Origin of the sequence: Pseudomonas sp. GD03944, assembly GCF_029839275.1 — a bacterium.
Lineage (GTDB): Bacteria > Pseudomonadota > Gammaproteobacteria > Pseudomonadales > Pseudomonadaceae > Aquipseudomonas.
The window spans coordinates 125,833-147,637 of the sequence record NZ_JAOCAH010000014.1; the positions used below are offsets into that span (position 1 = coordinate 125,833).

The 21,805-nt window shown below is 65.7% G+C and carries 22 protein-coding genes; 15 read left to right on the forward strand and 7 right to left on the reverse strand.

The annotated features are described in order from the left end of the window. Positions 1-3: 3 nt before the first annotated feature. From N5C28_RS19710 to N5C28_RS19740, 7 genes are all read left to right on the forward strand, one after another. Complete coding sequence (locus N5C28_RS19710) at positions 4-1,137, forward strand: alginate O-acetyltransferase (RefSeq protein ID WP_279824909.1); 1,134 nt, start codon at positions 4-6, stop codon at positions 1,135-1,137. A gap of 95 nt (positions 1,138-1,232) precedes the next feature. Further along, positions 1,233-1,880, forward strand: coding sequence for an alginate O-acetyltransferase AlgF (locus N5C28_RS19715; protein ID WP_279824910.1), 648 nt, complete (start codon positions 1,233-1,235; stop codon positions 1,878-1,880). A gap of 179 nt (positions 1,881-2,059) precedes the next feature. Beyond that, positions 2,060-3,502 carry a mannose-1-phosphate guanylyltransferase/mannose-6-phosphate isomerase gene (locus N5C28_RS19720; protein WP_279824911.1) on the forward strand — a complete coding sequence of 481 codons (1,443 nt, stop codon included), beginning with the start codon at positions 2,060-2,062 and terminating at the stop codon, positions 3,500-3,502. 119 nt (positions 3,503-3,621) lie between these two features. After that, positions 3,622-4,086 carry a multidrug transporter gene (locus tag N5C28_RS19725; protein WP_279824913.1) on the forward strand — a complete coding sequence of 155 codons (465 nt, stop codon included), beginning with the start codon at positions 3,622-3,624 and terminating at the stop codon, positions 4,084-4,086. Between the two features lie 45 nt (positions 4,087-4,131). Next, positions 4,132-4,962, forward strand: coding sequence for an SDR family oxidoreductase (locus tag N5C28_RS19730; RefSeq protein ID WP_279824914.1), 831 nt, complete (start codon positions 4,132-4,134; stop codon positions 4,960-4,962). After that, positions 4,959-5,339, forward strand: a complete 381-nt coding sequence (locus N5C28_RS19735; protein ID WP_279824915.1) for a hypothetical protein — start codon at positions 4,959-4,961, stop codon at positions 5,337-5,339. Before N5C28_RS19730 ends, N5C28_RS19735 begins: the two co-directional genes overlap by 4 nt. Before the next feature lie 107 nt (positions 5,340-5,446). Next, positions 5,447-6,874, forward strand: a complete 1,428-nt coding sequence (locus N5C28_RS19740; RefSeq protein WP_279824916.1) for a diguanylate cyclase — start codon at positions 5,447-5,449, stop codon at positions 6,872-6,874. A gap of 1 nt (position 6,875) precedes the next feature. On the opposite strand, the gene N5C28_RS19745 is transcribed toward N5C28_RS19740, so the two are convergent. Then, the gene (locus N5C28_RS19745; RefSeq protein WP_279824918.1) at positions 6,876-7,775 is read right to left on the reverse strand and encodes a DMT family transporter; all 900 of its coding nucleotides are present in this window, start codon (positions 7,773-7,775) and stop codon (positions 6,876-6,878) included. A 105-nt stretch (positions 7,776-7,880) separates the two neighbouring features. Next, positions 7,881-8,480, reverse strand: a complete 600-nt coding sequence (locus N5C28_RS19750; protein ID WP_279824926.1) for a DUF4157 domain-containing protein — start codon at positions 8,478-8,480, stop codon at positions 7,881-7,883. Between the two features lie 345 nt (positions 8,481-8,825). Between N5C28_RS19750 and N5C28_RS19755 the strand changes: the two genes are divergently transcribed. Together N5C28_RS19755 and N5C28_RS19760 are read left to right on the forward strand one after the other, a co-directional pair. Further along, positions 8,826-10,379, forward strand: coding sequence for a DUF2235 domain-containing protein (locus tag N5C28_RS19755; RefSeq protein ID WP_279824927.1), 1,554 nt, complete (start codon positions 8,826-8,828; stop codon positions 10,377-10,379). Next, positions 10,379-11,035 (forward strand): DUF2931 family protein, encoded by a 657-nt coding sequence (locus N5C28_RS19760; RefSeq protein WP_279824948.1) that lies wholly within the window; start codon positions 10,379-10,381, stop codon positions 11,033-11,035. Before N5C28_RS19755 ends, N5C28_RS19760 begins: the two co-directional genes overlap by 1 nt. A gap of 81 nt (positions 11,036-11,116) precedes the next feature. Here the strand turns inward: N5C28_RS19760 and N5C28_RS19765 are convergent, their stop codons facing one another. Further along, the gene (locus N5C28_RS19765; protein WP_279824928.1) at positions 11,117-11,521 is read right to left on the reverse strand and encodes a RidA family protein; all 405 of its coding nucleotides are present in this window, start codon (positions 11,519-11,521) and stop codon (positions 11,117-11,119) included. A gap of 143 nt (positions 11,522-11,664) precedes the next feature. Here N5C28_RS19765 and N5C28_RS19770 point away from each other — a divergent pair, with 143 nt between their 5' ends. Continuing rightward, positions 11,665-12,591 (forward strand): LysR family transcriptional regulator, encoded by a 927-nt coding sequence (locus N5C28_RS19770; protein ID WP_279824930.1) that lies wholly within the window; start codon positions 11,665-11,667, stop codon positions 12,589-12,591. A 181-nt stretch (positions 12,592-12,772) separates the two neighbouring features. Continuing rightward, positions 12,773-13,603 carry a suppressor of fused domain protein gene (locus N5C28_RS19775; protein ID WP_279824931.1) on the forward strand — a complete coding sequence of 277 codons (831 nt, stop codon included), beginning with the start codon at positions 12,773-12,775 and terminating at the stop codon, positions 13,601-13,603. A 40-nt stretch (positions 13,604-13,643) separates the two neighbouring features. On the opposite strand, the gene N5C28_RS19780 is transcribed toward N5C28_RS19775, so the two are convergent. After that, positions 13,644-14,261 carry a nitroreductase family protein gene (locus N5C28_RS19780; protein WP_279824932.1) on the reverse strand — a complete coding sequence of 206 codons (618 nt, stop codon included), beginning with the start codon at positions 14,259-14,261 and terminating at the stop codon, positions 13,644-13,646. 88 nt (positions 14,262-14,349) lie between these two features. Continuing rightward, positions 14,350-15,138: an SDR family NAD(P)-dependent oxidoreductase gene (locus N5C28_RS19785; protein ID WP_279824934.1), complete on the reverse strand. Its 789-nt coding sequence runs from the start codon at positions 15,136-15,138 to the stop codon at positions 14,350-14,352. Positions 15,139-15,275: 137 nt separating this feature from the next. On the opposite strand from N5C28_RS19785, the gene N5C28_RS19790 reads away from it, so the two are divergent. Beyond that, positions 15,276-16,169: a LysR family transcriptional regulator gene (locus tag N5C28_RS19790; RefSeq protein ID WP_279824935.1), complete on the forward strand. Its 894-nt coding sequence runs from the start codon at positions 15,276-15,278 to the stop codon at positions 16,167-16,169. Between the two features lie 47 nt (positions 16,170-16,216). Here N5C28_RS19790 and N5C28_RS19795 read toward each other — a convergent pair whose 3' ends face one another. Further along, entirely contained in the window at positions 16,217-17,842 is a 1,626-nt protein-coding gene (locus N5C28_RS19795; RefSeq protein ID WP_279824936.1) for a methyl-accepting chemotaxis protein, read from the reverse strand. A 447-nt stretch (positions 17,843-18,289) separates the two neighbouring features. Here N5C28_RS19795 and N5C28_RS19800 point away from each other — a divergent pair, with 447 nt between their 5' ends. Beyond that, a complete protein-coding gene (locus N5C28_RS19800; protein WP_279824937.1) occupies positions 18,290-19,651 on the forward strand; it encodes an EAL domain-containing protein in 1,362 nt (453 codons plus the stop codon). Positions 19,652-19,655: 4 nt separating this feature from the next. Here the strand turns inward: N5C28_RS19800 and N5C28_RS19805 are convergent, their stop codons facing one another. Continuing rightward, positions 19,656-20,573 carry a LysR family transcriptional regulator gene (locus N5C28_RS19805; protein ID WP_279824938.1) on the reverse strand — a complete coding sequence of 306 codons (918 nt, stop codon included), beginning with the start codon at positions 20,571-20,573 and terminating at the stop codon, positions 19,656-19,658. A 140-nt stretch (positions 20,574-20,713) separates the two neighbouring features. On the opposite strand from N5C28_RS19805, the gene N5C28_RS19810 reads away from it, so the two are divergent. Further along, positions 20,714-21,448 carry an SDR family NAD(P)-dependent oxidoreductase gene (locus tag N5C28_RS19810; protein WP_279824939.1) on the forward strand — a complete coding sequence of 245 codons (735 nt, stop codon included), beginning with the start codon at positions 20,714-20,716 and terminating at the stop codon, positions 21,446-21,448. A gap of 53 nt (positions 21,449-21,501) precedes the next feature. Beyond that, entirely contained in the window at positions 21,502-21,711 is a 210-nt protein-coding gene (locus N5C28_RS19815) for a 4-oxalocrotonate tautomerase family protein (protein ID WP_279824940.1), read from the forward strand. Positions 21,712-21,805: the final 94 nt, after the last annotated feature.

The following is a 21,805-nucleotide window of genomic DNA, read 5'->3' on the forward strand; positions in this document are numbered from 1 at the left end:
ACCATGACGAATACCTTTCGCAAACTCTACGTCGCCTTGTTCATCGGCCTGCTGGTGGTGATCTTTCTGTGGTCGCTGCGGGGCGTGGCGGATTACCGCATGCCGGACACCTTCACCGTGCTCGACGGTGGCCTGGCCAAGACCTTCGAGCAGCACTACGACAAGACCCTGCCGGTGAAGGAAATCGGCACCAACGTCTGGGCGGCGGTCGATTACCTGCTGTTCAACGAAGGCCGCCCGGGCGTGCTGATCGGCGAGAACGACTGGCTGTACTCCGACGAGGAGTTCAATCCGGTGCCCAACGCCCAGCAGCAGTTGAGCGACAACCTGGCGATGATCCGCGGCGTACGCGACGAGCTGGCCCGCTACGACGTCGAGCTGGTGCTGGCGATCATCCCGGCCAAGTCGCGGCTGTACCCGGAGTACGTCGGCGAGCACCGTCCCAGCAGCCTCCACGAAAACCTGTACCAGCGTTTCCACGCCGCCGTCAGCGGCGCCGGGATCACCGCGCCGGACCTGCTCGCCCCGCTGCAGGCCGCCAAGAACGATGCCCAGCTGTTCCTGCGCACCGACACCCATTGGACCCCGGAGGGGGCCGAAGTGGTCGCCGAGCAACTGAGCAAGGCCGTCCAGGTGGAAGGCGAGCCCCGCGAATTCGTCACCGAGACCGGCAAGCAGGAGCCCTACAAGGGCGACCTGACCACCTTCGTGCCGGTCGATCCGCTGTTCGCCGAGCTGCTGCCCGAGTTCGACCCGCTGGAAAAACGCACCACCCGCGAAGCCAGCGAGCCGGCCGAAGGCGCCGATGCGCTGTTCGCCGACACCGATATGCCGGTGACCCTGGTGGGTACCAGCTACAGCGCCAACCCCAACTGGAACTTCGACGGTGCCCTGCGCCAGCACCTGCAGCGCGACCTGAGCAACCACGCCGAGGAAGGCAAGGGGCCGATCCTGCCGATGCTCACCTACCTGCAGAGCGACGAACTGAAGAACGCCACCCCGCAGGTGGTGATCTGGGAATTCCCCGAGCGCTACCTGCCGGTGGCAGCCGACCTCAGCGGCTTCGACCCCGAGTGGATCGCCGACCTGAAGGACAGCCAGAACCCCCAACAGCTGGCGACCACCGCCAGCCGTTGAATCACGCGCCCTGTGGCGTAAAGAACCCGAGCGGACGAATCGCTCGCGATACCACGGCCCAATGGCCTGCACATGCAAGAGATGGAGGAACACCCATGAACAGACAGACCAAACGCAGCTGGACGTCGTATGCCCTGGCCCTCGCCCTGGGTCTAGGCACCCTGCACGCCCATGCAGGCGAAGGCGGCCTGTACGGGCCGACGGCGCCAAAGGGTTCGACCTTCGTGCGCGCCTACAACGCCGGCAATACCGAGCTCAGCGTCAGCGTCGGCAACACCGACCTGCCCGAGATCGCCCCGCTGGGCTCCAGCGACTTCAGCTTCCTGCCCGCCGGCAGCTACAGCGCCCAGGTCGGCAGCAACACCCTGCCGGTCAAGCTCGACGCCGACCGCTATTACACGCTGGTCAGCCAGCCGGGCGCCGAGCCGAAGCTGGTGGAAGAACCGCCCTTCACCAACAAGCAGAAAGCCCTGCTGCGCGTACAGAACCTGAGCGACAGCAACCTGACCCTGAAAACCGCCGACGGCAAGACTCCGGTGGTCGAGGCCGTGGCCCCCAATGCCCGCGGTGAACGCGAAATCAACCCGGTGAAGGTTGGCCTGGCGCTGTTCGACGGCGACAAGAAGGTCAGCGACCTGAAGCCGGTCAGCCTGGCCCGCGGCGAAGTGGTCTGCCTGTACGTCACCGGCAGCGCCGGCAAGCTGTCCCCGGTGTGGGTCAAGCGCCCGGCCCAGACCGAATAAGCACCACCGGTACCCACGAACAAGAACATCAGACCGACGACAGATCGGCTCGAAAAATAACGGCGCCGTGAACGGCGCCTGGAGAGGTTCCCCTCTGTGCTGCGGCACAGGGCAATAAGCGTTTCCCGCTCCGGCGGGAATCACCTAACCGAATGCACTCAATGCTTCAGGAGAACGACATGATTCCAGTAATTCTTTCCGGCGGTAGCGGTTCCCGACTGTGGCCCCTTTCGCGCAAGCAGTTCCCCAAGCAGTTCCTGGCCCTCACCGGCGAGGACACGTTGTTCCAGCAGACCATCAAGCGCCTGGCGTTCGACGGCATGCAGGCCCCGGTGCTGGTGTGCAACAAGGAACACCGCTTCATCATCCAGGAGCAGCTGAGCGCCGAGAACCTGACGTCGCAGGCCCTGCTGCTCGAACCCTTCTGCCGCAACACCGCCCCGGCGGTGGCCATTGCCGCGATGAAACTGGTGGCCGAAGGCCGTGACGAACTGCTGCTGGTGCTCCCGGCCGACCATGTGATCGAAAACCAGCGCGCCTTCCAGCAGGCCCTGGCCCTGGCCACCAACGCCGCGGAAAAAGGCGAGATGGTGCTGTTCGGCATCCCCGCCACCCGCCCGGAAACCGGTTACGGCTACATCAAGTCGACCACCGACGCGAGTCTGCCGGACGGCGTGATCCGCGTGGAGCGCTTCGTCGAGAAGCCCGACGAAGCCCGTGCCCGCGAGTTCGTGGCATCCGGTGATTACTTCTGGAACAGCGGCATGTTCCTGTTCCGCGCCAGCCGCTACCTGGAAGAGCTCAAGCGCCACGACGCCGACATCTACGACACCTGCCTGCTGGCCCTGGAGCGCAGCGAACAGGACGGCGACGTGGTCAACATCGACGAGCCGACCTTCGCCTGCTGCCCGGACAACTCCATCGACTACACCGTGATGGAAAAGACCACCCGCGCCTGCGTGGTGCCGCTCGACGCGGGCTGGAACGACGTCGGCAGCTGGTCGTCGATCTGGGACGTGCATGAGAAGGACGCCAACGGCAACGTCACCAAGGGCGACGTCACCATCCACGACAGCCACAACTGCCTGGTGCACGGCAACGGCAAGCTGGTGTCGGTGATCGGCCTGGAAGACATCGTGGTGGTGGAAACCAAGGACGCCATGATGATCGCCCACCGCGACCGCGTGCAGGACGTCAAGAAAGTGGTCAACGAGCTCGACGCCCAGGGCCGCAGCGAGACCCAGAACCACTGCGAGGTCTATCGCCCGTGGGGCTCCTACGACTCGGTGGACATGGGCGGTCGTTTCCAGGTCAAGCACATCACCGTCAAGCCCGGCGCCCAGCTGTCGCTGCAGATGCACCACCACCGCGCCGAACACTGGATCGTGGTCTCCGGCACGGCCCAGGTGACCTGCGGTGAGAAGACCTTCCTGCTCACCGAGAACCAGTCCACCTACATCCCGATCGCTTCGATCCACCGCCTGGCCAACCCGGGCAAGATCCCGCTGGAGATCATCGAAGTGCAGTCGGGCAGCTACCTCGGCGAAGATGACATCGAGCGTTTCGAAGACGTCTACGGCCGCAGCGACAAGGTCGCCCCGCTCAGCGTCGTCGCGCGCTGACCCCGGAACCGGCCGTGCTCGCACGGCCGGTGCCTCCCCTCCTTCGCATGCCCGGCAGCGACACAGGCAGGCGCGCTCTTGTTAGGATAAGGCCCTGGCTCATCACCTAGGCCCCTGACATGCTATTCGGCGCGATTCTGGTTCTGACCTGGCTGGTCTTGTTGATCCGCTACCCGAGCAAAGCCCTACCCATTTCGCTGGCCGCCCTGGTCGGCCTCGGCCTGGTGACCAGTTGGGTGCTGTGGCAGGAAAGCCGCGAGAACCGCCACCTGGCCCACCTCGAACTGCGCCTGAGCCATGACCCGCAGCGCTGCCCGGCAGACCGCCCGCTGGCCGTCGACCTGAAGAACGGCAGCCAGGCCGCCCTGCTCGAACTGCGCTGGCAGGTCGCGGCGTACCGCCCTGGCGACAGCGTCAACCTAGCCGAGCGCCTCTACGAGTCGCCCCGCTACAGTGGCCCCGGCGAATTGCTGCCCGGCGCCACCTGGCGCGATTGCCTGCCGCTGCCTACCCTGCGTAGCGGCTACCGGGCCAGCACCCTGGAATTCCGCGCCGAGCGCCTGCAAGGCAGCTTCAGCCGCTAGCGCTGCATGCCCCACCCGATAACAAGACAGACAAAGGACGCACGCATGACCCAGCCCAACGCTCTGATCACCGGATGTTCCAGCGGCATCGGCCGAGCCCTGGCAGAGACCTTCAAGGCAGCGGGCTACCGCGTCTGGACCACCGCCCGCAAGGCCGAGGACCTGGCCGCGCTGGATGCCGCCGGCTTCACCGCGGTCGAGCTGGACGTCAACGACACCGCCGCGGTGGAGCGCCTGGCCATCCGCCTGGGCGAAGAAGCCGGCGGCCTGGACGTGCTGATCAACAACGCCGGCTACGGCGCCATGGGCCCGCTGCTCGACGGCGGAGTCGAGGGCATCCGTCGGCAGTTCGAGACCAACGTGTTCTCGATCGTCGGCGTGACCCGCGCGCTGTTCCCGCTGCTGCGCCGCAACAAGGGGCTGGTGGTCAACATCGGCAGCGTTTCCGGGGTGCTGGTCACGCCCTTTGCCGGCGCCTACTGCGCGTCCAAGGCGGCGGTGCACGCGCTGTCCGATGCGCTGCGCATGGAGCTGTCGCCGTTCGGTATCGAGGTGATGGAAGTGCAGCCCGGGGCGATCGCCTCCAGCTTCGGCGCCAACGCCAGCCGCGAAGCCGAAGACCTGCTGGCCGAGAGCTCGCCCTGGTGGCCGCTGCGCGACGGCATCCGCGCCCGCGCCAATGCGTCCCAGGACAACCCCACGCCCGCCACCCACTTCGCCCGCAACCTGCTGGCTGCCGTGCAGAGCAGCCAGCGTCCGCGCCTGCTGCGCCTGGGCAACGGCAGCCGCGCCCTGCCGCTGCTGGCCACCCTGCTGCCGCAAGGGCTGCTGGAAAAGATCCTGTGCAAACGCTTCGGCCTGAACCGCAGCCTATGAATCCGACGTCCGTGCCGATGACCCGCTACGCCCTGGCCGGCGCGGTGGCCGTGGTGCTGTTCAACCTGTTGCTGCGCACCTGGGTGAAAGTCGGCGGGGTGTTCGCCACCCTGCTGATCGCCACCCTGGTGGCCGCGGCCATGGCCCTGTGTTTCGCCTGGCGCAACCGCCGCGCGCCGCTCAAGGGCGAACGGCGACGCCTGGTGTTTCTCTATGGCGGGTTGCTCGGCCTGCTCTACCTCGGCCTGCTGGGGATGATGGCGCTGCAGGATCAGCCCAGCCCCATGGGCACGGCGCTGTTCGCCCTGCATTACCTCTGCTACCCAGTGCTGGCCCAGGTGTTCTTCTCCGACGGGTTCTTCAAGCGCATCGGCTGAGCCGGTGACATTCCGCCAGCGCCTGCTACGCTGCCCTAGAGTCGAACTCGAACGCCACACGGGCTGCCGGAACAAGGACCGTCCATGCCAAGGACGCGCGTCATCCCATGAGCACACACAGCCGTCGGCACTTGCGCGCCTACGAGCGGCGCATCGTCTACAGCCTGCTCGGCGCCTTGCTGGCGATCCAGCTGGTCGCCTACACCATCAGCAGCCAGACCAACCGGCGCATCGCCGAAAACACCGTGCGGGCTCATCTGGCCACCGGCGGCCAGGTGTTCTACCAGTTGCTCGAACTGCGCCAGCACCAGCTGGAACAGGCCGCCAGCGTGCTGGCCGCCGACTACGGCCTCAAGGATGCCGTGGCGATTGGCGAACGCCCGACCCTCGAATCCATGCTCGGCAACCACGCCAAACGCATCCAGGCCGATGTGGCGATCCTGCGCGACCTCGACAAGCGGGTCATCGCCAGCGTACCCGACAGCCTGCAGACCGAGGGGCTGGGCGAACGCCTGAGCAGCGCCAGCCATTTCGCGCCCTCGGCCGGCCCGGGACATATCGCCACCCTGACCGACAACCAGCGCCTGCTCTATCAACTGGTTTCCGCACCGGTGAACATGCCGCGGCCCCTGGCCGAGCTGACCCTGGGCTTTGCCATCGACAGCGCGTTCGCCCGCAGCCTACGGCAGGTTGCCGACAGCGAATTCACCTTCGTCTCCCGCGGTCCCGACGGCCAGTGGCAGCTGCATGGCAGCAGCCTGCTCGACGGCATCGAACCCTTGCTGGCCGCCCGCCCGGCGCTGGAAGAGAGCGGGATCTGGACCCTCGACGGCGAACACGGCACCCACCTGATGCTGAGCCTGCCGCTGCAGCCCGGCCGCAGCAGCACCCTGCCGGTGATGGTGATCATGGGCGAGTCGCTGAACCAGGCACTGGCGCCCTACCACTCCATCGAGCGCATCCAGCGCTACCTGATCCTCGCCAGCCTGCTGCTCTCGACCCTGATGGTGCTGTTCACCACCCGACGCCTGGTGTCGCCACTCAATGCCCTGGCCCACCTGGACCCGCTGACCGGCCTGGCCAACCGACGCCTGTTCGACCGCTGCCTGGACCAGGCCCAGGAGGAGCTGCTGCGCAAGGGCACGCCCTTCGGGGTGATGGTCATCGACCTCAACCGCTTCAAGCAGATCAACGATCAGTACGGCCATGCCGCCGGGGACGAGGCGCTCAAGGTCTCGGCCAGGCGCCTGCGCGAGCACCTGCGCAAAAGCGATATCCCGGCCCGCGTCGGCGGCGACGAATTCGCCGTGCTGCTGAGCGGGATCGAACAGGACGGGCTGCAGCACATCGCCCACAAGCTCGAACAGGCCCTGGGCGAACCCATCCCGTTCGCGCAGCAGACGCTGCGCATCAGCATCAGTATCGGTTTCGCCATCGCCCCGCAGGACGGCAGCGACACCGACGACCTGCTGCGCGCCGCCGATGCCGCCATGTACGCGGACAAGGCCACCACCCTGCCCGACAGCGAAAGCTGAGTCAGCGAGCCTGCGCCGCCACCACGACAGCGGGCTTCGGCTTACGGAACACCAGCACGTTGCCGAGCATCACCAGCACCAGGCCGACCAGGGCGACGGGGGTCCACTGGTAACCTTCGACGAACACCGAGATGTTCAGCGCCACCACCGGGAACAGCACCGTGCAGTAGGCCGCACGCTCCGGCCCCATGCGCCCGACCAGGGTCAGGTAGGCGGTAAAGCCGATCACCGAGCCGGGAATCGCCAGGTACAGCAGCGAACCGATGTAGCGGGTGTTCCATTCAAAGGCGAACGGCGTGCCGCTCACCAGGCAGATCGCCGTCAGCATCAAGGCCCCGTAGAGCATGCCCCAGGCGTTGGTGGTCAGCGGTTTGAGGCCGGCCTTCTGCTGCAGGCTGGACAGCATGTTGCCGGCCGAGAAGCACAACGTGCCGAGCACGGACAAACCGATCCCCATCAGGGTTTCGCGGCTGGCCTCGTGCCCCGCCAGCTCCGGCCAGAACAGCATGCCCAGCCCCGCCAGCCCCAGCGCGCCGCCGGCCAGGACGTTGGCAGCGATGCGCTGCTTGAAGAACAGCCGGGCGTTCAGGGCATTCCACAGCGTCGCGGTGGAAAAGATCACCGCCACCAGGCCGCTGGGTATCCACTGGCTGGCGGTGTAGAAGCACATGAAGTTGATGCAGAACAGGCACAGCCCCTGGACCAGGCAGATCGCCTGGCCACGGCCATCGAGTTTCTGCAGGCGCTTGCTGAGCAGCAGCACGGCAAACAGCACGGCCGCCGCCAGGGCGAAGCGGTAGGCAATGGAGGCGGCGATCGCCACCTCGCCCAGCTGCAGCTTGAGGGCGATCCAGGTGGTGCCCCAGATCAGGACGGTCAACAGGTACAACGACAGGTTCATCGAATCACTCCCGGCAGGTAGGAGCAGTCTGCGCCTGCCGTGGACCGGGCGCTTGCACAAAGTTGCGCTTTTTTCGGAAGGGCTCTGCCGCCAGGCAGTGCCGACCTATTGCCTGGGCTGCGCCAGCGGCAGTTGCAGGGCCTTGGCCACCTTCAGCTGGATGGCGTAGGCCGGTGCCTCCACGGCGTTGAAATCTCGGGTGTAGCGCGCCGCGAATTCCGCCACACCCCACTGCTGGTATTGCTCCACGTGCTTGAGTTCGTGGGCCCAGAGCGCCACGTTGCCCAGCGCATCGGCCTCATGGCGGAACACGATGACGTCCACCAGGGTCACGGCCTGCACGTCCGGATTCTGCAGCACCGCGTTGGCCGCATTCAGCTCCTCTTCGCCGCCCACCTTGTAGCGCACCGCATTGAGCACCTGGAAGTCGTAATAGGGTTCGAGGTAGGCGCGCATGTGCAGCGGCATCTCCTGCACGCCACTGGCCACCGCCACGTTGCGGGAACGCACCAGCCAGCTCTGCAAACCGCCGGCCGCCATCTGCCCGACGCGGTCGAAGATCGGCCCGGTGTCAGCTTGCGAGCCTGGCGCACAGAAACACACCAGCACGCAGACGTGGTGCTGCCCCGCCGGACACACCGACGCTGGCGCCGCGGACACCGCATTTCCGAGTCCCAGCAGCGCCACCGCCAGCCATCTGAACAAACCTGCCCTGCACACCACAGACGCTTACCTCCTCACCGACTTCCGCCATCAGACCACCGCCTCTGCCAGGCGTTAGCCACGGTCGAAAAAACACCGGGGCGCCCCGCCCCACCAACGTGGCTGCGCAGTATAGAGCGGCGGGGCATGGCGTCAGTGCCGCTTGGCGACGGCTGGCAATCGCCAGATTCGCACAGCCGAGCGGTCAGGTCGCGCCCGCTGAATCGCCCGGAAACGCACTGCACTTTAGTCCCCGTCTGATGTTGCGCCCCGGCACGAATACGGAACCTGTCCCGACAAGCCCCGCCACGAGCGGGCCGTTCGTCCCAGGACTGCAGGTATCAAGGAATGAGTGGTTACGTGCCCAACACACCGCCGGCCAAGCGCGAAGCCGAGCTCAAGCAGGTGACGCCGGTCGACCTCCATGCCCAGCACTGGGCACAGTACGAGCAACACGGCAACCCGCCGCCAGCGCCTCGGGAGGCGATCAGGATCGCCCTGCGCATCGGCGTATTCTTCGACGGCACCGGCAACAACGCCAGCAACAGTACGGCGGGTCAGCGCTGCGGCGCCCACCATCCGATTCGCCCGGACGACCTGGCCGCCAGCTGCAAACCCTACATGGGCGACCCGGACAGCAGCTACGGCAACGACATCACCAATATTCGAAAGCTGAGCGCACTGTACTTGGACACCCCCACGGCCCAGGGCAACGGCCAGCACAGGCAGGTCTTTCGCCGCCTGTACATCGACGGCATCGGCACCCGAGCCGGTGAAAAGGACAACCTGCTGGGAGCGGGGACGGGGCGTGGACGTACGGGAGTCGATGGGCGGGTACAGCAGGCTTTCACTGAGATCCAGTCGATCATAAGGGCCGTTCAGGAACAGAACGCCGACAGTGAAATCAGCCACCTGACCTTCGACACCTTCGGCCTCAGCCGAGGCGCGGCCGCTGCACGGCACTTCGCCAATGAAGTCGTCCGCGGCAAGCTGGGCCCGTTGGGGTCAGCCTTGCGCGCCAACGCTGGCGCCTTCAGCCCAACCTTCGTTGACCAATACCAGCGCGATATCACGATGGGCTTTATCGGCCTGTTCGATACCGTTGCGTCCGTCGCCGGCCTGGCCAACCTGGGCAATGTTCGCAGCGCGATTGCCCCTGGAGTGAAGCTGTACCTGGCGCCCGGCAATTTCAACCATGTCGTGCACCTCGTTGCCCGCGACGAAGTACGGGCCAACTTTGCCTTGAGCACGGTTCACCCCGACCACACTGAAATCACCCTGCCAGGCGCGCATTCCGATATTGGTGGCGGTTATCGGGCAGACATAGAAGAGCGCGTATTGCTCAGCCCGATGCAGGCGCTGACGGTACAGCGCGGGATCGATGTGAAAACCACCTCGATCTACCGGGATGCTGCCCAGGCAAAGGCCCGCCTGGAGTCGGAGGGCTGGCCAGCAACCGTTCTTGAAATCGTCACCCCGACCCCGACACGGCTGCCAGCCGACCCACAGGATCGCCTGGCCCCCCGGCAACAGCGCGTATACGCCGGACTGCAACTCATGCGCCGCGTGCGGGGCGAGCTGTCGCGGGTCTATCTGCGGGTGATGTATGAGTTGGCGAAGCAGCGCGGCGTGCGCTTTATCGAGATTGATGAACATGCCCCTGATCATGCGATCCCAGCAGAGCTTCAAGCCCTCTGCAAACGCTTCATTGCCGGCGACTACACCACCACACCTGCCGAAGAGGCACTGCTAAAAGGGCGCTACATCCACCGCTCCGCGCACTGGAACAACCCGCTTGGCAAAGTGACGCATAACGGTCTCAAGATGGTTTACATCAATGCACCAACCGCAGATGGTGTGCGTGCTCATCACCCTCATGTACCCGACTGGACATTGCTGTGATCAAACACCTGCTTACGCTTCTGGGCATTGTCTTACTAAGCGGCTGCCAGACCACGAGTGAATTGCCCGGAGAAAAGGATCCCCAGAACCCATGGTGGAGCCTCGAATTTGTCGGACCGCTCTACATGGTTGGCTGGGTAGAAGACAGCGGCGTGGAGGACATTCACGGCCGTCTTTTCAAACATGGCAGTGGTGGGGGAATAGGTTTTGGCGAGTATGGCTACGAGACCGAACGCGCCCGGGGCTGGCCCCCTGGCCTGGGCGGGTTGATAAACGGTATTGTAGGCGCAGATATGCCCAAGCGCATCTATGTACGCTGGCAATCAGTGGTCGAGCCCCAGACTTATCGTGCCTGGGTCGACATTCCTGAAGAGGCACGGCAAATCATGCGCCTATCCACCGCTAGCCGCTGTCCGGAAAGACCTGAACAACCGGCGAACTACAGGGCCACGTTGTACTTGGGATTGGCCCCGGGAGGAATTATCCAGGTTTGGGTCAGAGACAACTGCTTCAAGGCAATCAAAGTCGCCCGCGCACAAGCCGAAGTGGAGCCCCTTGGCCCCCACCTTGGGAAATCAGGGGGCCATTACTACCCGCAGCCCGAATCCTCGAAACGCTACATCGAACAATACGGCATCCCCTACGGCAGTTGGTGACTCTTCTCGAATCCACCCGCCCTCTTGAACACGAAAGCCCCGGGCACGGCCCATCGACCGCCCCCAAGGCATGCCTACCGATCAGCCTTCCGCATTCTCCGGCAGTTTCGCCACCACTTTGATCTCGAACTGGAAGCCGTAGAGCCAGGTGACACCAACGGCGGTCACGTTCGGGTAGGGGGCGCTGCCCCAGTAGTCCGCCACCACGCCCCAGATGGCCTCGAACTTGGACTCGGGGTCGACGATGAACACCGTCACGTCCACCACGTCATCGAAGGTGCAACCGGCGGCCTTGAGGACCGCGTTCAGGTTGTCGAACGCCAACCGTACCTGGGCCTCGAGTTCGGGCTCGGGCGAGCCGTCCTCGCGGCTGCCGACCTGTCCCGAGACGAACAGAAAGCCGTTGGATCGAACAGCCGCCGAATAACGGTTGCGCTCATAGAGCGCCTGGCGCCCTGTCGGAAAAACCACATCACGCGTTGCCATGGGAAACCTCGAGCCGTGGGCCTGAAAGCCCTTGAGTGAACGTTGGAGAAACTGTAGAGCGCGCAGGGAGATGGATAAACTCGACAGGCTGTCCTTCACTATTTGTAGAATCCAAACAATCCACCCCGCTGTCAGGAGAGGAGATGGACCGTTTCGATGCGATGAAAGCCTTCGCCCGGGTGGTTGAAGCCGGCAGTTTCACCAAGGCCGCGGAAACCCTTCACCTGAGCAAGACCACCGTCACGCAGCTGGTGCAGCAGCTGGAGGCGCGCCTGCGGGTCAAGCTGCTCAACCGCACCACGCGCCGGGTCAACGTCACGGCCGATGGCGCCGCCTACTATGAGCGGGTGGTGCGCCTGCTGGCCGACATGGACGATGCCGAGACCAGCCTGTCCAGCGCGGCAGCCGTGCCCCGGGGGCGGCTGCGGGTGGATGTGCCCAGCCCGCTGGCGCGGCTGATCCTGGTGCCGGCATTGCCGGACTTCCATGCCCGCTACCCGGACATTCAGCTCGACATGGGCGTGAGCGATCGCCGGGTGGACCTGCTTGGCGAGAACGTGGACTGCGTGGTGCGCGGCGGCGAACTAACCGACCAGTCCCTGGTGGCCCGGCGCGTGGGCGAATTGCAGCTCGGGGTCTTCGCAGCGCCCAGCTACCTGGCGCGTGCCGGCTACCCGTCGCACCCCAAGGACCTGGAAAACACCCACCACCGCATCGTCGCCTTTCTCTGGGCGCGCACCGGCAAGGCTTATCCCTATGCGATGCGCAGCCAGGGCGAAAGCATCAATATCCTTGGCCGCTACGTGTTGGCGGTCGATGACGGCAATGCCTACCTCGCTGCCGGCCTGGCCGGCCTGGGCATCCTCTGGCTGCCGGACTACATGTCCAAGGCGCACCGGCAGAGCGGCGAACTGGTGCCCCTGTTCGAGGACTGGCAGATCGACCCGATGCCGCTCTACATCGCCTATCCCCCCAATCGCCATGTCAGCGCCAAACTGCGCGTGTTCATCGACTGGGTGGCCGAGCTGATGGCCCAGCACGCGCCCGTTCCCGGGCTGCACGAGGCCTGAACGCAGAACGCGAAACGACGCAGGCGCGGCGATGGCGTGCGATGCGCGCCACAGATACGCCGTCTCGGGCGGACCTGTTTCCCAAAAGCACCGCGCCACGGTTTTCCTTCTCAGCACCGCTCAACACACTACAGCCCGACCCGTCGCGCACGCGCGCAACACCGTACCGCAAGGACCGCACATGAATCTCTTCAAGAAGCTTCTCGCGTCGTTGAAAAAGTCCACGCCTGTGGACGCTCAACCCAACCCGTCCACCGACGAATCCGTCCAGCCGCAAGCGCCCAGCGAAGCCGATGCCGATGCCGCCCACCAGGCTGCCTTCGAAGCCACGCATGACTGCCTGGACCGCCACTGGCAGGCCATCGGCACGGTCGGGCAGGACGTGCTGACCTACCTCATCAGCCCGAGCTTTTCCGGTGGCGTGCCCTGGCCGTCGACCCGCCAGGCCTACCAGATCGTGCGCCGCGACAACTCGATCATTCTCGCCACCCAGGGCCTGTCGGCGCCGTTCGACGATGCCGAGGACATGGGCAACGGTTTCGAACTGGAGCTGTTCATCGAGACCGCCGACATCCCCGGACACGCCATGGGGCAGCCGGGTAACGTCGATCCGTTCCGCGGCAGCTGGACCTTCGAATTGCTGGAACACGTGGCCAAGACGGTGGCCGGTGCCGGCGGCATCATGCACCAGCTGGAGCAATACGGCGCACTGTCCCTGGAGTTGCCGGGGTTCAGCCAGTCGCACCTGATGAGCGACCAGGTGCCCGCCCACTTCGTCACCGATGACGACGCCACCGGCGTGCTGCTCGGCGGCCCGCAGCCGGACTTCCCGATCCATGTGGACGGCATGCCACTGTCACCGGTCAGCCTGGTGCCGGTGGTGCTGATCACCGCGTCGGAACTGGAGTACGTGCGCAGTGGCGGCCGCCAGGCGCGGGAAGACCTGATCCAGCGCCTGAATGCCGCTGGCATCGGCCACCGCAGCACCCTGCGGCGCGACAGCGTGATCTGACGCCCGGCCCCCGCGGTCCGCTGCGGGGGCCGCTGCCGCCTTACAGCACGCTCAACACCTGCCCCAGCGGGCGGCGCGGCTTCTGCGGCCAGTTCTCGGGGGCGGCGTAACCCACCGCCACCAGCATCACCGGAATCTCGTCGTCGGCCAGGCCGAAGCCATGGCTCACGGCCTCGGCATCGAAACCGATCATCGGCGACGATCCCAGGCCCAGCGCCTGGGCGGCCTGGATCAGCGTACCGGCACCGAAGGTCGCCGTGCGCACCGCCTCGTCGCGCTGGCGCTGCGGCTGCTCGAAGTACAGGCCTTTGGCCGCGCCCTCCCACCCCGGCACCATGGCCGGCGGCATGAACCCGGCCTCGACGGAGGGCGCCAGGCGCTCGGCCAGTTGCCGGTGATCGGCCAGTTGACCGCAGACGATGAAGGTCACGGCCGCCTCGGTGACCTTGGCCTGGTCCCAGGCCACGGCGCGCAACCGGGCCTTGGCTTCGGGCGTGCGCACCGCGATGAACCGCCAGTTCTGCAGGTTGAAGGCCGTCGGTGCCAGGGTCGCCAGGCGCACCAGTTCGTGGATCTGCTGCTCGTCGATGCCGCGTGCGGCGTCGAACAGGTTGATGGTGCGGCGCGCTTCGATGGCGCTGATGATCGGGTTGCTCATGGCATGTCCTTTTCAGTGGGCGAGCGAAGACAGCCCGGTTGCCTGGGCTGGCTCGCTCGAGGGGAGATGAGTGAACGGTGAGACGGTACTAGACGAGGCTGTCCACCACGCCGCCGTCGACCCGCAACGCGGCGCCGGTGGTGGCCGAGGCCTGCTCCGAGCTGACGTAGATGACCATGTTGGCCACCTCCTCGACCCGCGCGGCGCGCTGGATGATCGAGGTGCTGCGGTGGGTATTGACGAAGTCCGCGGCGACCTTTTCCAGGGACTCGCCGGTGCGCTCGACCTCCGGCCGCAGCATTTCGGCCACCCCTTCCGACAGCGTCGGCCCGGGCAGCACGGCGTTGACCGTGACTCCGGTGCCCGCCAGGCGCTTGGCCAAGCCGCGCGACACCGCCAGCTGGGCGGTCTTGGAGAAGCCGTAGTGGATCATGTCGGACGGAATGTTCAGCGCGGATTCGGACGAGATAAACACGATGCGCCCCCAGCCACGGGTGACCATGCCCGGCGCATAGGCCCGGGACAGGCGCACGCCGGACATCACGTTGACGTCGAAGAAGCGCTGCCACTCGCTGTCCGGGGTGTCGAAGAAGTCCTGCGGGTTGAAGATGCCCAGGTTGTTGATCAGCACGTCGACATCCGGGTACTGGGCCAGCAACTGCGCACAGGTGCCCTCGTCGCTGAGGTCGCCGGCAAAACCACGGGCCCTGCCGGCCAGTGCGCCCAGGCGCTGCAAAGCGTTGTCGATGCTGGTGGCGCTGCGGCCATTGAGGATCACGTTCGCCCCGGCTTCCAGAAAGCCCTTGGCGACCGCGAAGCCGATGCCGTTGGTGGAACCCGTCACGAGGACCTGCCGGCCGGTGAAGTCGATTTTCACGGTAAACCTCCTGATTCAGTGGATGGCTCAACTGTGCAGCGTTTTCGATCGAGCGATAATCCATCGACGCTGAAGATGACTTTTCGAGAATCTCGAATTAACGTCACCACGACCTACAGATTCGAGGTTCACACAGCATGGACACACTCGACGCGTTGCGCCTGTTCGTCAGCATCGCCGACGCCGGCAACCTGAGTGCGGCGGCGCGCCAGCAGTCCGTGGCCACCTCCACGGTCACCCTCGCCCTGCAACAGCTGGAAGAACACGCGGCCACCCGCCTGATCAACCGCTCCACGCGCAAGCTCAGCTTCACCCACGAGGGCGAACGCTTCCTCGCCGATGCCAGGCGTCTGCTGGCCGACTGGGACGACTCGGTCGAAGGCCTGCGCCAGGGCAGCCAGCTGAAAGGCCCGATCCGCCTGACCGCGACCAGCGACTTCGGACGCCTCAAGCTGGTGCCGCTGCTCGACCGTTTCATGGCGTTGCACCCGGAAATCCAGGTCACCCTGCACCTGAGCGACGGGGTGATCGACATGATCGAGCACAACCTCGACCTGGCGCTGCGCAACGGCCCGCTGGCCGACTCCACGCTGCGCTCGCGCCTGCTGGTGCGCAGCCAGCGCATCATCTGCGCGGCTCCCGGCTACTGGCAGCGACACGGCAAGCCCACCCACCCCGAGCACCTGGCCGGGCACAACTGCCTGATCCTGCACCGCCCCGGCGTGCCGTTCTCCACCTGGCCGTTCGAGATCGACGGCAAGCCGGTGGCCGTACGCGTTTCCGGCAACCGCGTGGCCAACGACGGGGGCGTGCTGCGGCAGTGGGCGATGCAGGGCCACGGGGTGATGATCAAGAACCGCTGGGAAATCCGCCGCGAACTCGACGACGGCACCCTGGAAACCGCCCTCGACGACTTCGTGCCCCGCCATGTGGACCTTTTCGCCGTGACCCCAAGGCGCGCGCCCAGCCGGCGGGTGGCGGCGCTGATCGACTTTCTCGCCGAGCAGTTCCAGCAGCACACGCCGATGTAGCCGGCAGAGCGCCAGCGGCGCCCTGCCGGGTCATCCGGCCCCTCAGGTCACACACGAAAGCGCGCCACCATGCCGTTCAACTCGATGGCCAGGCGCGACAGTTCCTGGCTGGAGGCGCTGGTCTGGTTGGCGCCGGCGGAGGTCTGCAGCGACAGGTCGCGGATGTTCACCAGGTTGCGGTCCACTTCCCGGGCGACCTGGGCCTGTTCTTCGGAGGCGCTGGCGATGATCAGGTTGCGCTCGTTGATCTGCGAGATCGACGCGGTGATGCGCTCCAGCGCGCTGCCGGTGCTGCCCGCCGCCTGCAGGGTCTGCTCGGCCTGGGTGGCGCTGGCCAGCAGGGCGTCCACGGTGTCACGGGTCCCGCTCTGGATGTTGGCGATCATCACCTCGATTTCCTCAGTGGAGTTCTGCGTGCGCTGCGCCAGGGAGCGCACTTCGTCGGCCACCACGGCGAACCCGCGACCGGCCTCGCCGGCCCGCGCAGCCTCGATGGCAGCGTTGAGCGCCAGCAGGTTGGTCTGCGCGGCGATGCCGCGGATCACGTCCAGCACCGTGCTGATTTCCTGGGTCTGGGTGGCCAGGCCGGCGGCCTGGGTCGAGGCCTGGGTCACCTGGCCGGCCAGGGCACGGATCGATGCAATGGTCTCGGTGACCTGTTGATAACCCCGGCGTCCCTCCTCGTCGCTGGCCCTGGAGGCCGAGGCGGTGTCCACGGCGTTGCGCGCCACCTCCTCCACCGCGGCGGTCATCTCGTTCACCGCCGTGGCCGCCTGCTCGATCTCGGCGCTCTGCTGGTGCAGGCCGCGGTTGGCGTCCTCGGTCACCGCGTGCAGCTCTTCCGAGGCCGAAGCCAGTTGGTCCGAGGAACTGGCGATCTGCCGGATGGTGCGGCGCAGGCTGTCTTGCATCGTGCTCAGCGCGGCCAGCAGCAAGGCTGGCTCGTCCTGGCCGACGACATGGATGTCCTGGGTCAGGTCACCCTTGGCCACGCGCTCGGCCACCACCACCGCCTCGCCCAGCGGCGTGACGATGCTGCGGGTGAGCAGGACGGCCGCAGCGATGGTCACCGCCAGGATGGTGCCCAGGGCGATGAAAGCCACCACGTACGCTTCGGTCGAGGCCTCACTGCTGCGCTCGGCGGCGACCGTGGCGCCATCGGCGTTGAACTGAATCAGCTCGTTCAGCGCCTTCATCAGTGCGCTGGCGTATTCGGCCAATGGTCCATTGACCAGACGCCGGCCCTCCTCGACCTGCCCCGCCTCCACGGCGCTCAGGACTTTGGCCTGCAACCCCTGGTAGATGCCGTAGGCGCTGGAAAAGCGCTCGAAGAGCTCGCGGTCGTGGGGAGACTCGATGGTGACTTCGTACGCCTTCATCTGCTGCGGCAGGTCCTGCAACGTCCGGTGGATGGCCGCGACGGTCTGCTGGCGGGCGGCGGCTTCATCCAGCAACAGCGCACGCAGGGTCAGCGCCCGGGCATCGCCGATACGGGCCCCGATTTCGCTCAGGGCCACCACCGCGGGCAGCCAGGTTTCCTGCACTTCGGTGGTGGCCGAGTCCATCTTCTCCGTTTCGAACAGGTTGATCAGGCCCATGGCCAGGACGAGGCTGGCGAGCACCGAGAAAATGATCGCGGCGCGTTTTCCAATCTTGAAGTTCCGCAACTGCATGACTCCTTCATAAAACAGTTTTTGGCTTGCTGATGCGCCAGCGCTCCCGGCCTCGTGCGAGGTGCGGGGCGTTGCTGGCTGTTTGAGGTGAATCCGGATCGCCTCCCTGGCGATGAGCACGGCAGTTGCCGAAAAAGCGGGAAGAGCACGGAGCAGGTCATGGCCCCAAGCATGATGTCATTATGATGCTACTTTCTTGATGCACGTCACGAAACCACCGTCCTAGATGTGTCGAAGCGCAACAGAACGGGTAAGAAATCGTGACTGGAGGCCAGGAAAACAGTGGCACATGACCTCTCGTCAGATAGTGGCAAAAGGCCTGATACTCAGACGATGCTCGGGGCGTCTCACCCTTCGCTGACGCCACGGAGTCCGGGAAAACCGCCGCCGCACGCTTGCATTCAGGCGATTAGCTTCAAGAATGAATAGGTCGCTCAGGGACTTTCGATGACCGCCATATCCGCCTTTTACTCCCGTGTCCGCAAACACTGGCTCTCCCCCGACCTGGCCGTGATCGGCCAGCGCCGCGAACGGCGCATGCGCCTGCTGACCAGCCTGGTGATGCTGGTGCTGGGTGTGTTCTGGGGCGTGTTCTTCGCCTCTCGGGGGCTGTGGAACATCGTCCTGATGGACCTGGTGCTGGTGGCCTGCGGGCTCGGGGTCTTCGTCCTGACCCTGCGCAACCACCCGCGCAGCGCCAACCTGCTGCTGTTCGGCGTGCTGATGGTGGTCATCGTCGGCACGGCGCTGGTGCTCGATCCCCCCAGCGCGGCAGCGCCACGGGCCACCCACCTGTACCTGCTGCCCCTGGCGGTCGGCGCGCTGATGGCGTTCCGCGAGGAGCGGCTGTGGCTGCGCTATGGTGTGGCGGCGCTGAGCCTGGTGCTGTTCGTCGGCCTGGCCTCGTCGCCCTGGAGCCCGGTGACCGGCTACGGCCTGCCGGACGAGGTGCGGGTCATCGGCTCCTGGATGCAGGCCGCCGTGGCGATGGGCATGCTGTTCATGCTGCTGTACATCCTGCAGACCGACACCGCCGAGCGCTCGGAGCTGTACCGCGACCTGCAGACCGCCCTGCGCGAGGAGCAGTTCGTCCTCTACTACCAGCCGCAGCTGGACAGCCACGGCAAGGTCACCGGCGCCGAAGTGCTGATCCGCTGGCAGCACCCGCAGCGCGGCCTGGTGCCACCGGGGGAATTCATCGACCACGCCGAGAAGACCGGGCTGATCATTCCCATCGGCCACTGGGTGCTCAAGCAGACCTGCGCCCAGCTGCAGGCCTGGAAGGACGACCCGCTGTTCGGCGACATCGGCCTGGCGGTGAACATCAGCCAGAACCAGTTCCGCCAGCCCACCTTCGTCAGCGATGTGCTGGCCCTGATCGAGGCCCATGGCATCGCGCCCCATCACCTCGAGCTGGAGCTGACCGAAACCCTGATCGTGCAGGACATGGAAGACCTCACGCGCAAGATGACCGCGCTGGTGGAGCGGGACGTACGCTTTTCCCTGGACGACTTCGGCACCGGCTTCTCCTCCCTGAGCCACCTCAAGCAGTTGCCTCTGAGCACCCTGAAGATCGACCGCTCGTTCATCTTCGACGTGCTGACCGACACCAACAGCAAGGCCATCGTGCGCACGGTCATCGCCCTCGGTCAGAGCATGGGCATGACGGTGATCGCCGAAGGGGTGGAAACCGCGGCACAGCGGCAGTTCCTCTCCGACAACGGCTGCTCGCGGTTCCAGGGCTACCTGTTCAGCAAACCCCTGCCGCTGGAAGCCTTCAGCGCCTTCGTCGAACGGCACAACGCCTGAGCCCTCAGCCCCAGCCCCGCTTCTTTTCCAGCAGGAAGTCGATGAACGCCCGCAGCCGGAACGGCACGTGGCGCCCATGGGGGTACAGCAGCGTGAACGGCCGGGAGCGCCCGGCGAAGGGCTGCAGCACCTCCACCAGGGTGCCGTCGGCCAGGTCCTGCTCGAAGATGAAGCGGTAGGTCTGGAACAGGCCGGCGCCGTGCCGGACCAGGGTCGCACCGCCCAGCAGATCGTCCGAACACACGTAGTTGCCGTTGGCCAGGATCTCCCGCTCCTGCCCGTTCTCGTTGAACAGCCAACTGATGCGCCGGCCGCTGCTGGGCAGCTCGAACTGGATGCACTCGTGCTGCGCCAGATCGTCCAGGGTCTGCGGCGTCCCCGCACGACGCAGGTACTCCGGGGTGGCCACCAGCACCAGGGCAGCGTCCTCCAGGGGGCGGGCAATCAGGGTGGAATCCGGCTGGGCCCGCACGCGAATGGCCGCGTCGTAGCCCTCGTCGACGAAATCGATATTGCGGTTGCTCAGGTGAATGTCGATCTGCAGCTTGGGGTGCCGCTCGCGGAACTCGGGCAGCAGCGGCAGTACGCGGTAATGGCCGTAGGTGGTGGGAATGCTGATGCGCAGGGTGCCGGACGCCTCCTGCTCCTTCTCCCGCACCTCACGCTCGGCCTCCACCAGCTGCGTCAACGCCTGGCGGCACTGCTGGTAGTAACCGCGCCCGCCCTCGGTCAGGCGAATACTGCGGGTGGTGCGGGCGAACAGCCGCGTACCCAGCCGCTCCTCCAGGCGCGAGATCGAGCGGCTCACCGCCGCCGGGGTCACGCCCGCCGCCAGGGCCGCCGCGGTAAAGCTGCCCTCCTCGGCCGCCAGGCAGAACAACTCGATACTGCCGAGCACCACATCATCGAACTGACGCCGCATGATTGATTACACCGTGTATCAACTGAAGTTTTCCAAGCCATATTTATCAATCCGCGCGACAAAAATACAGTCCTCTCCAACAGCGCATTGACGTGAATCCCGCGCTGATCACGCACAGCACTCATTGCAGGAGATCGACCATGAACCCCAACAGAACCGTCGTCATCACCGGATCGTCCAGCGGCATCGGCCTGACCCTGGCCAAGGCCTTCCTGGCCCGAGGCTTCAACGTGGTGGGCAACGCCCGTTCGGAAAAAAGCCTGGCCGCCGCCCGGGAAGAACTGGGCAACCCGCAGCAATACATCGGCGTCGCCGGTGATGTCGCCAGTCCGGACACCGCCAAGCGCCTGTTCGCCGAGGCCATCGCCCGCTTCGGCAAGGTCGATGTGCTGGTCAACAACGCCGGCTTCTTCCTGCCCAAGCCCTTCATCGAATACAGCCCGGACGACATCGAAAACCAGCTGGCCACCAACCTGCGCGGCGTGGTCTACACCTCCCAAGTGGCGGCGGCGCACATGATCGAGCGCCAACAGGGGCACATCATCAACATCACCGCCGCGGTGGCGCTGCAGCCGAACATCGCCGTGTCGGCGGCCATCCCGGTACTGATCAAGGGCGGCCTGAACCAGATGACCCGCGCCCTGGCCCTGGAACTGTCGCCGCACAACATCAAGGTCAACGCCGTGGCCCCCGGCATCATCGACACACCGATGCACGACCCGGCCGCCCGCGACTTCCTCAACGGCCTGCAGCCGGCGGGCCGCGTCGGCCACGCCAGCGAGATCGCCGATGCGGTGCTGTACTTGGCCAATGCCGATTTCACCACCGGCGCGGTGCTGCCGGTCGATGGCGGCATGAGCGCCGGCAAATGGTGAGACGCGCCACCCGCGCCTGACCCCACCAATTTATCCACAGCAGGAGAAGCGCCATGCCATTCGTCAGCGTCCGCATCACCCGTGACGGGGTGACCCGCGAGCAGAAAGCCCAGGTCATCAAAGAAATCACCGAGACCCTGGAACGGGTACTCAACAAACGCCCCGACCTGACCCACATCGTCATCGAAGAAGTGGACACCGATAACTGGGGGTACGCCGGCATGACCACCACCGAGTACCGTAGCAAACTGCCCGCTGGCTGACCCGACGGGCACGCAAAAAAACAGGAGGCCTCGCGGCCTCCTGTTTTCATTGGGGGTGGGGAATTACTTGCCAGCAGTCAGGGTGCTGTAGGCA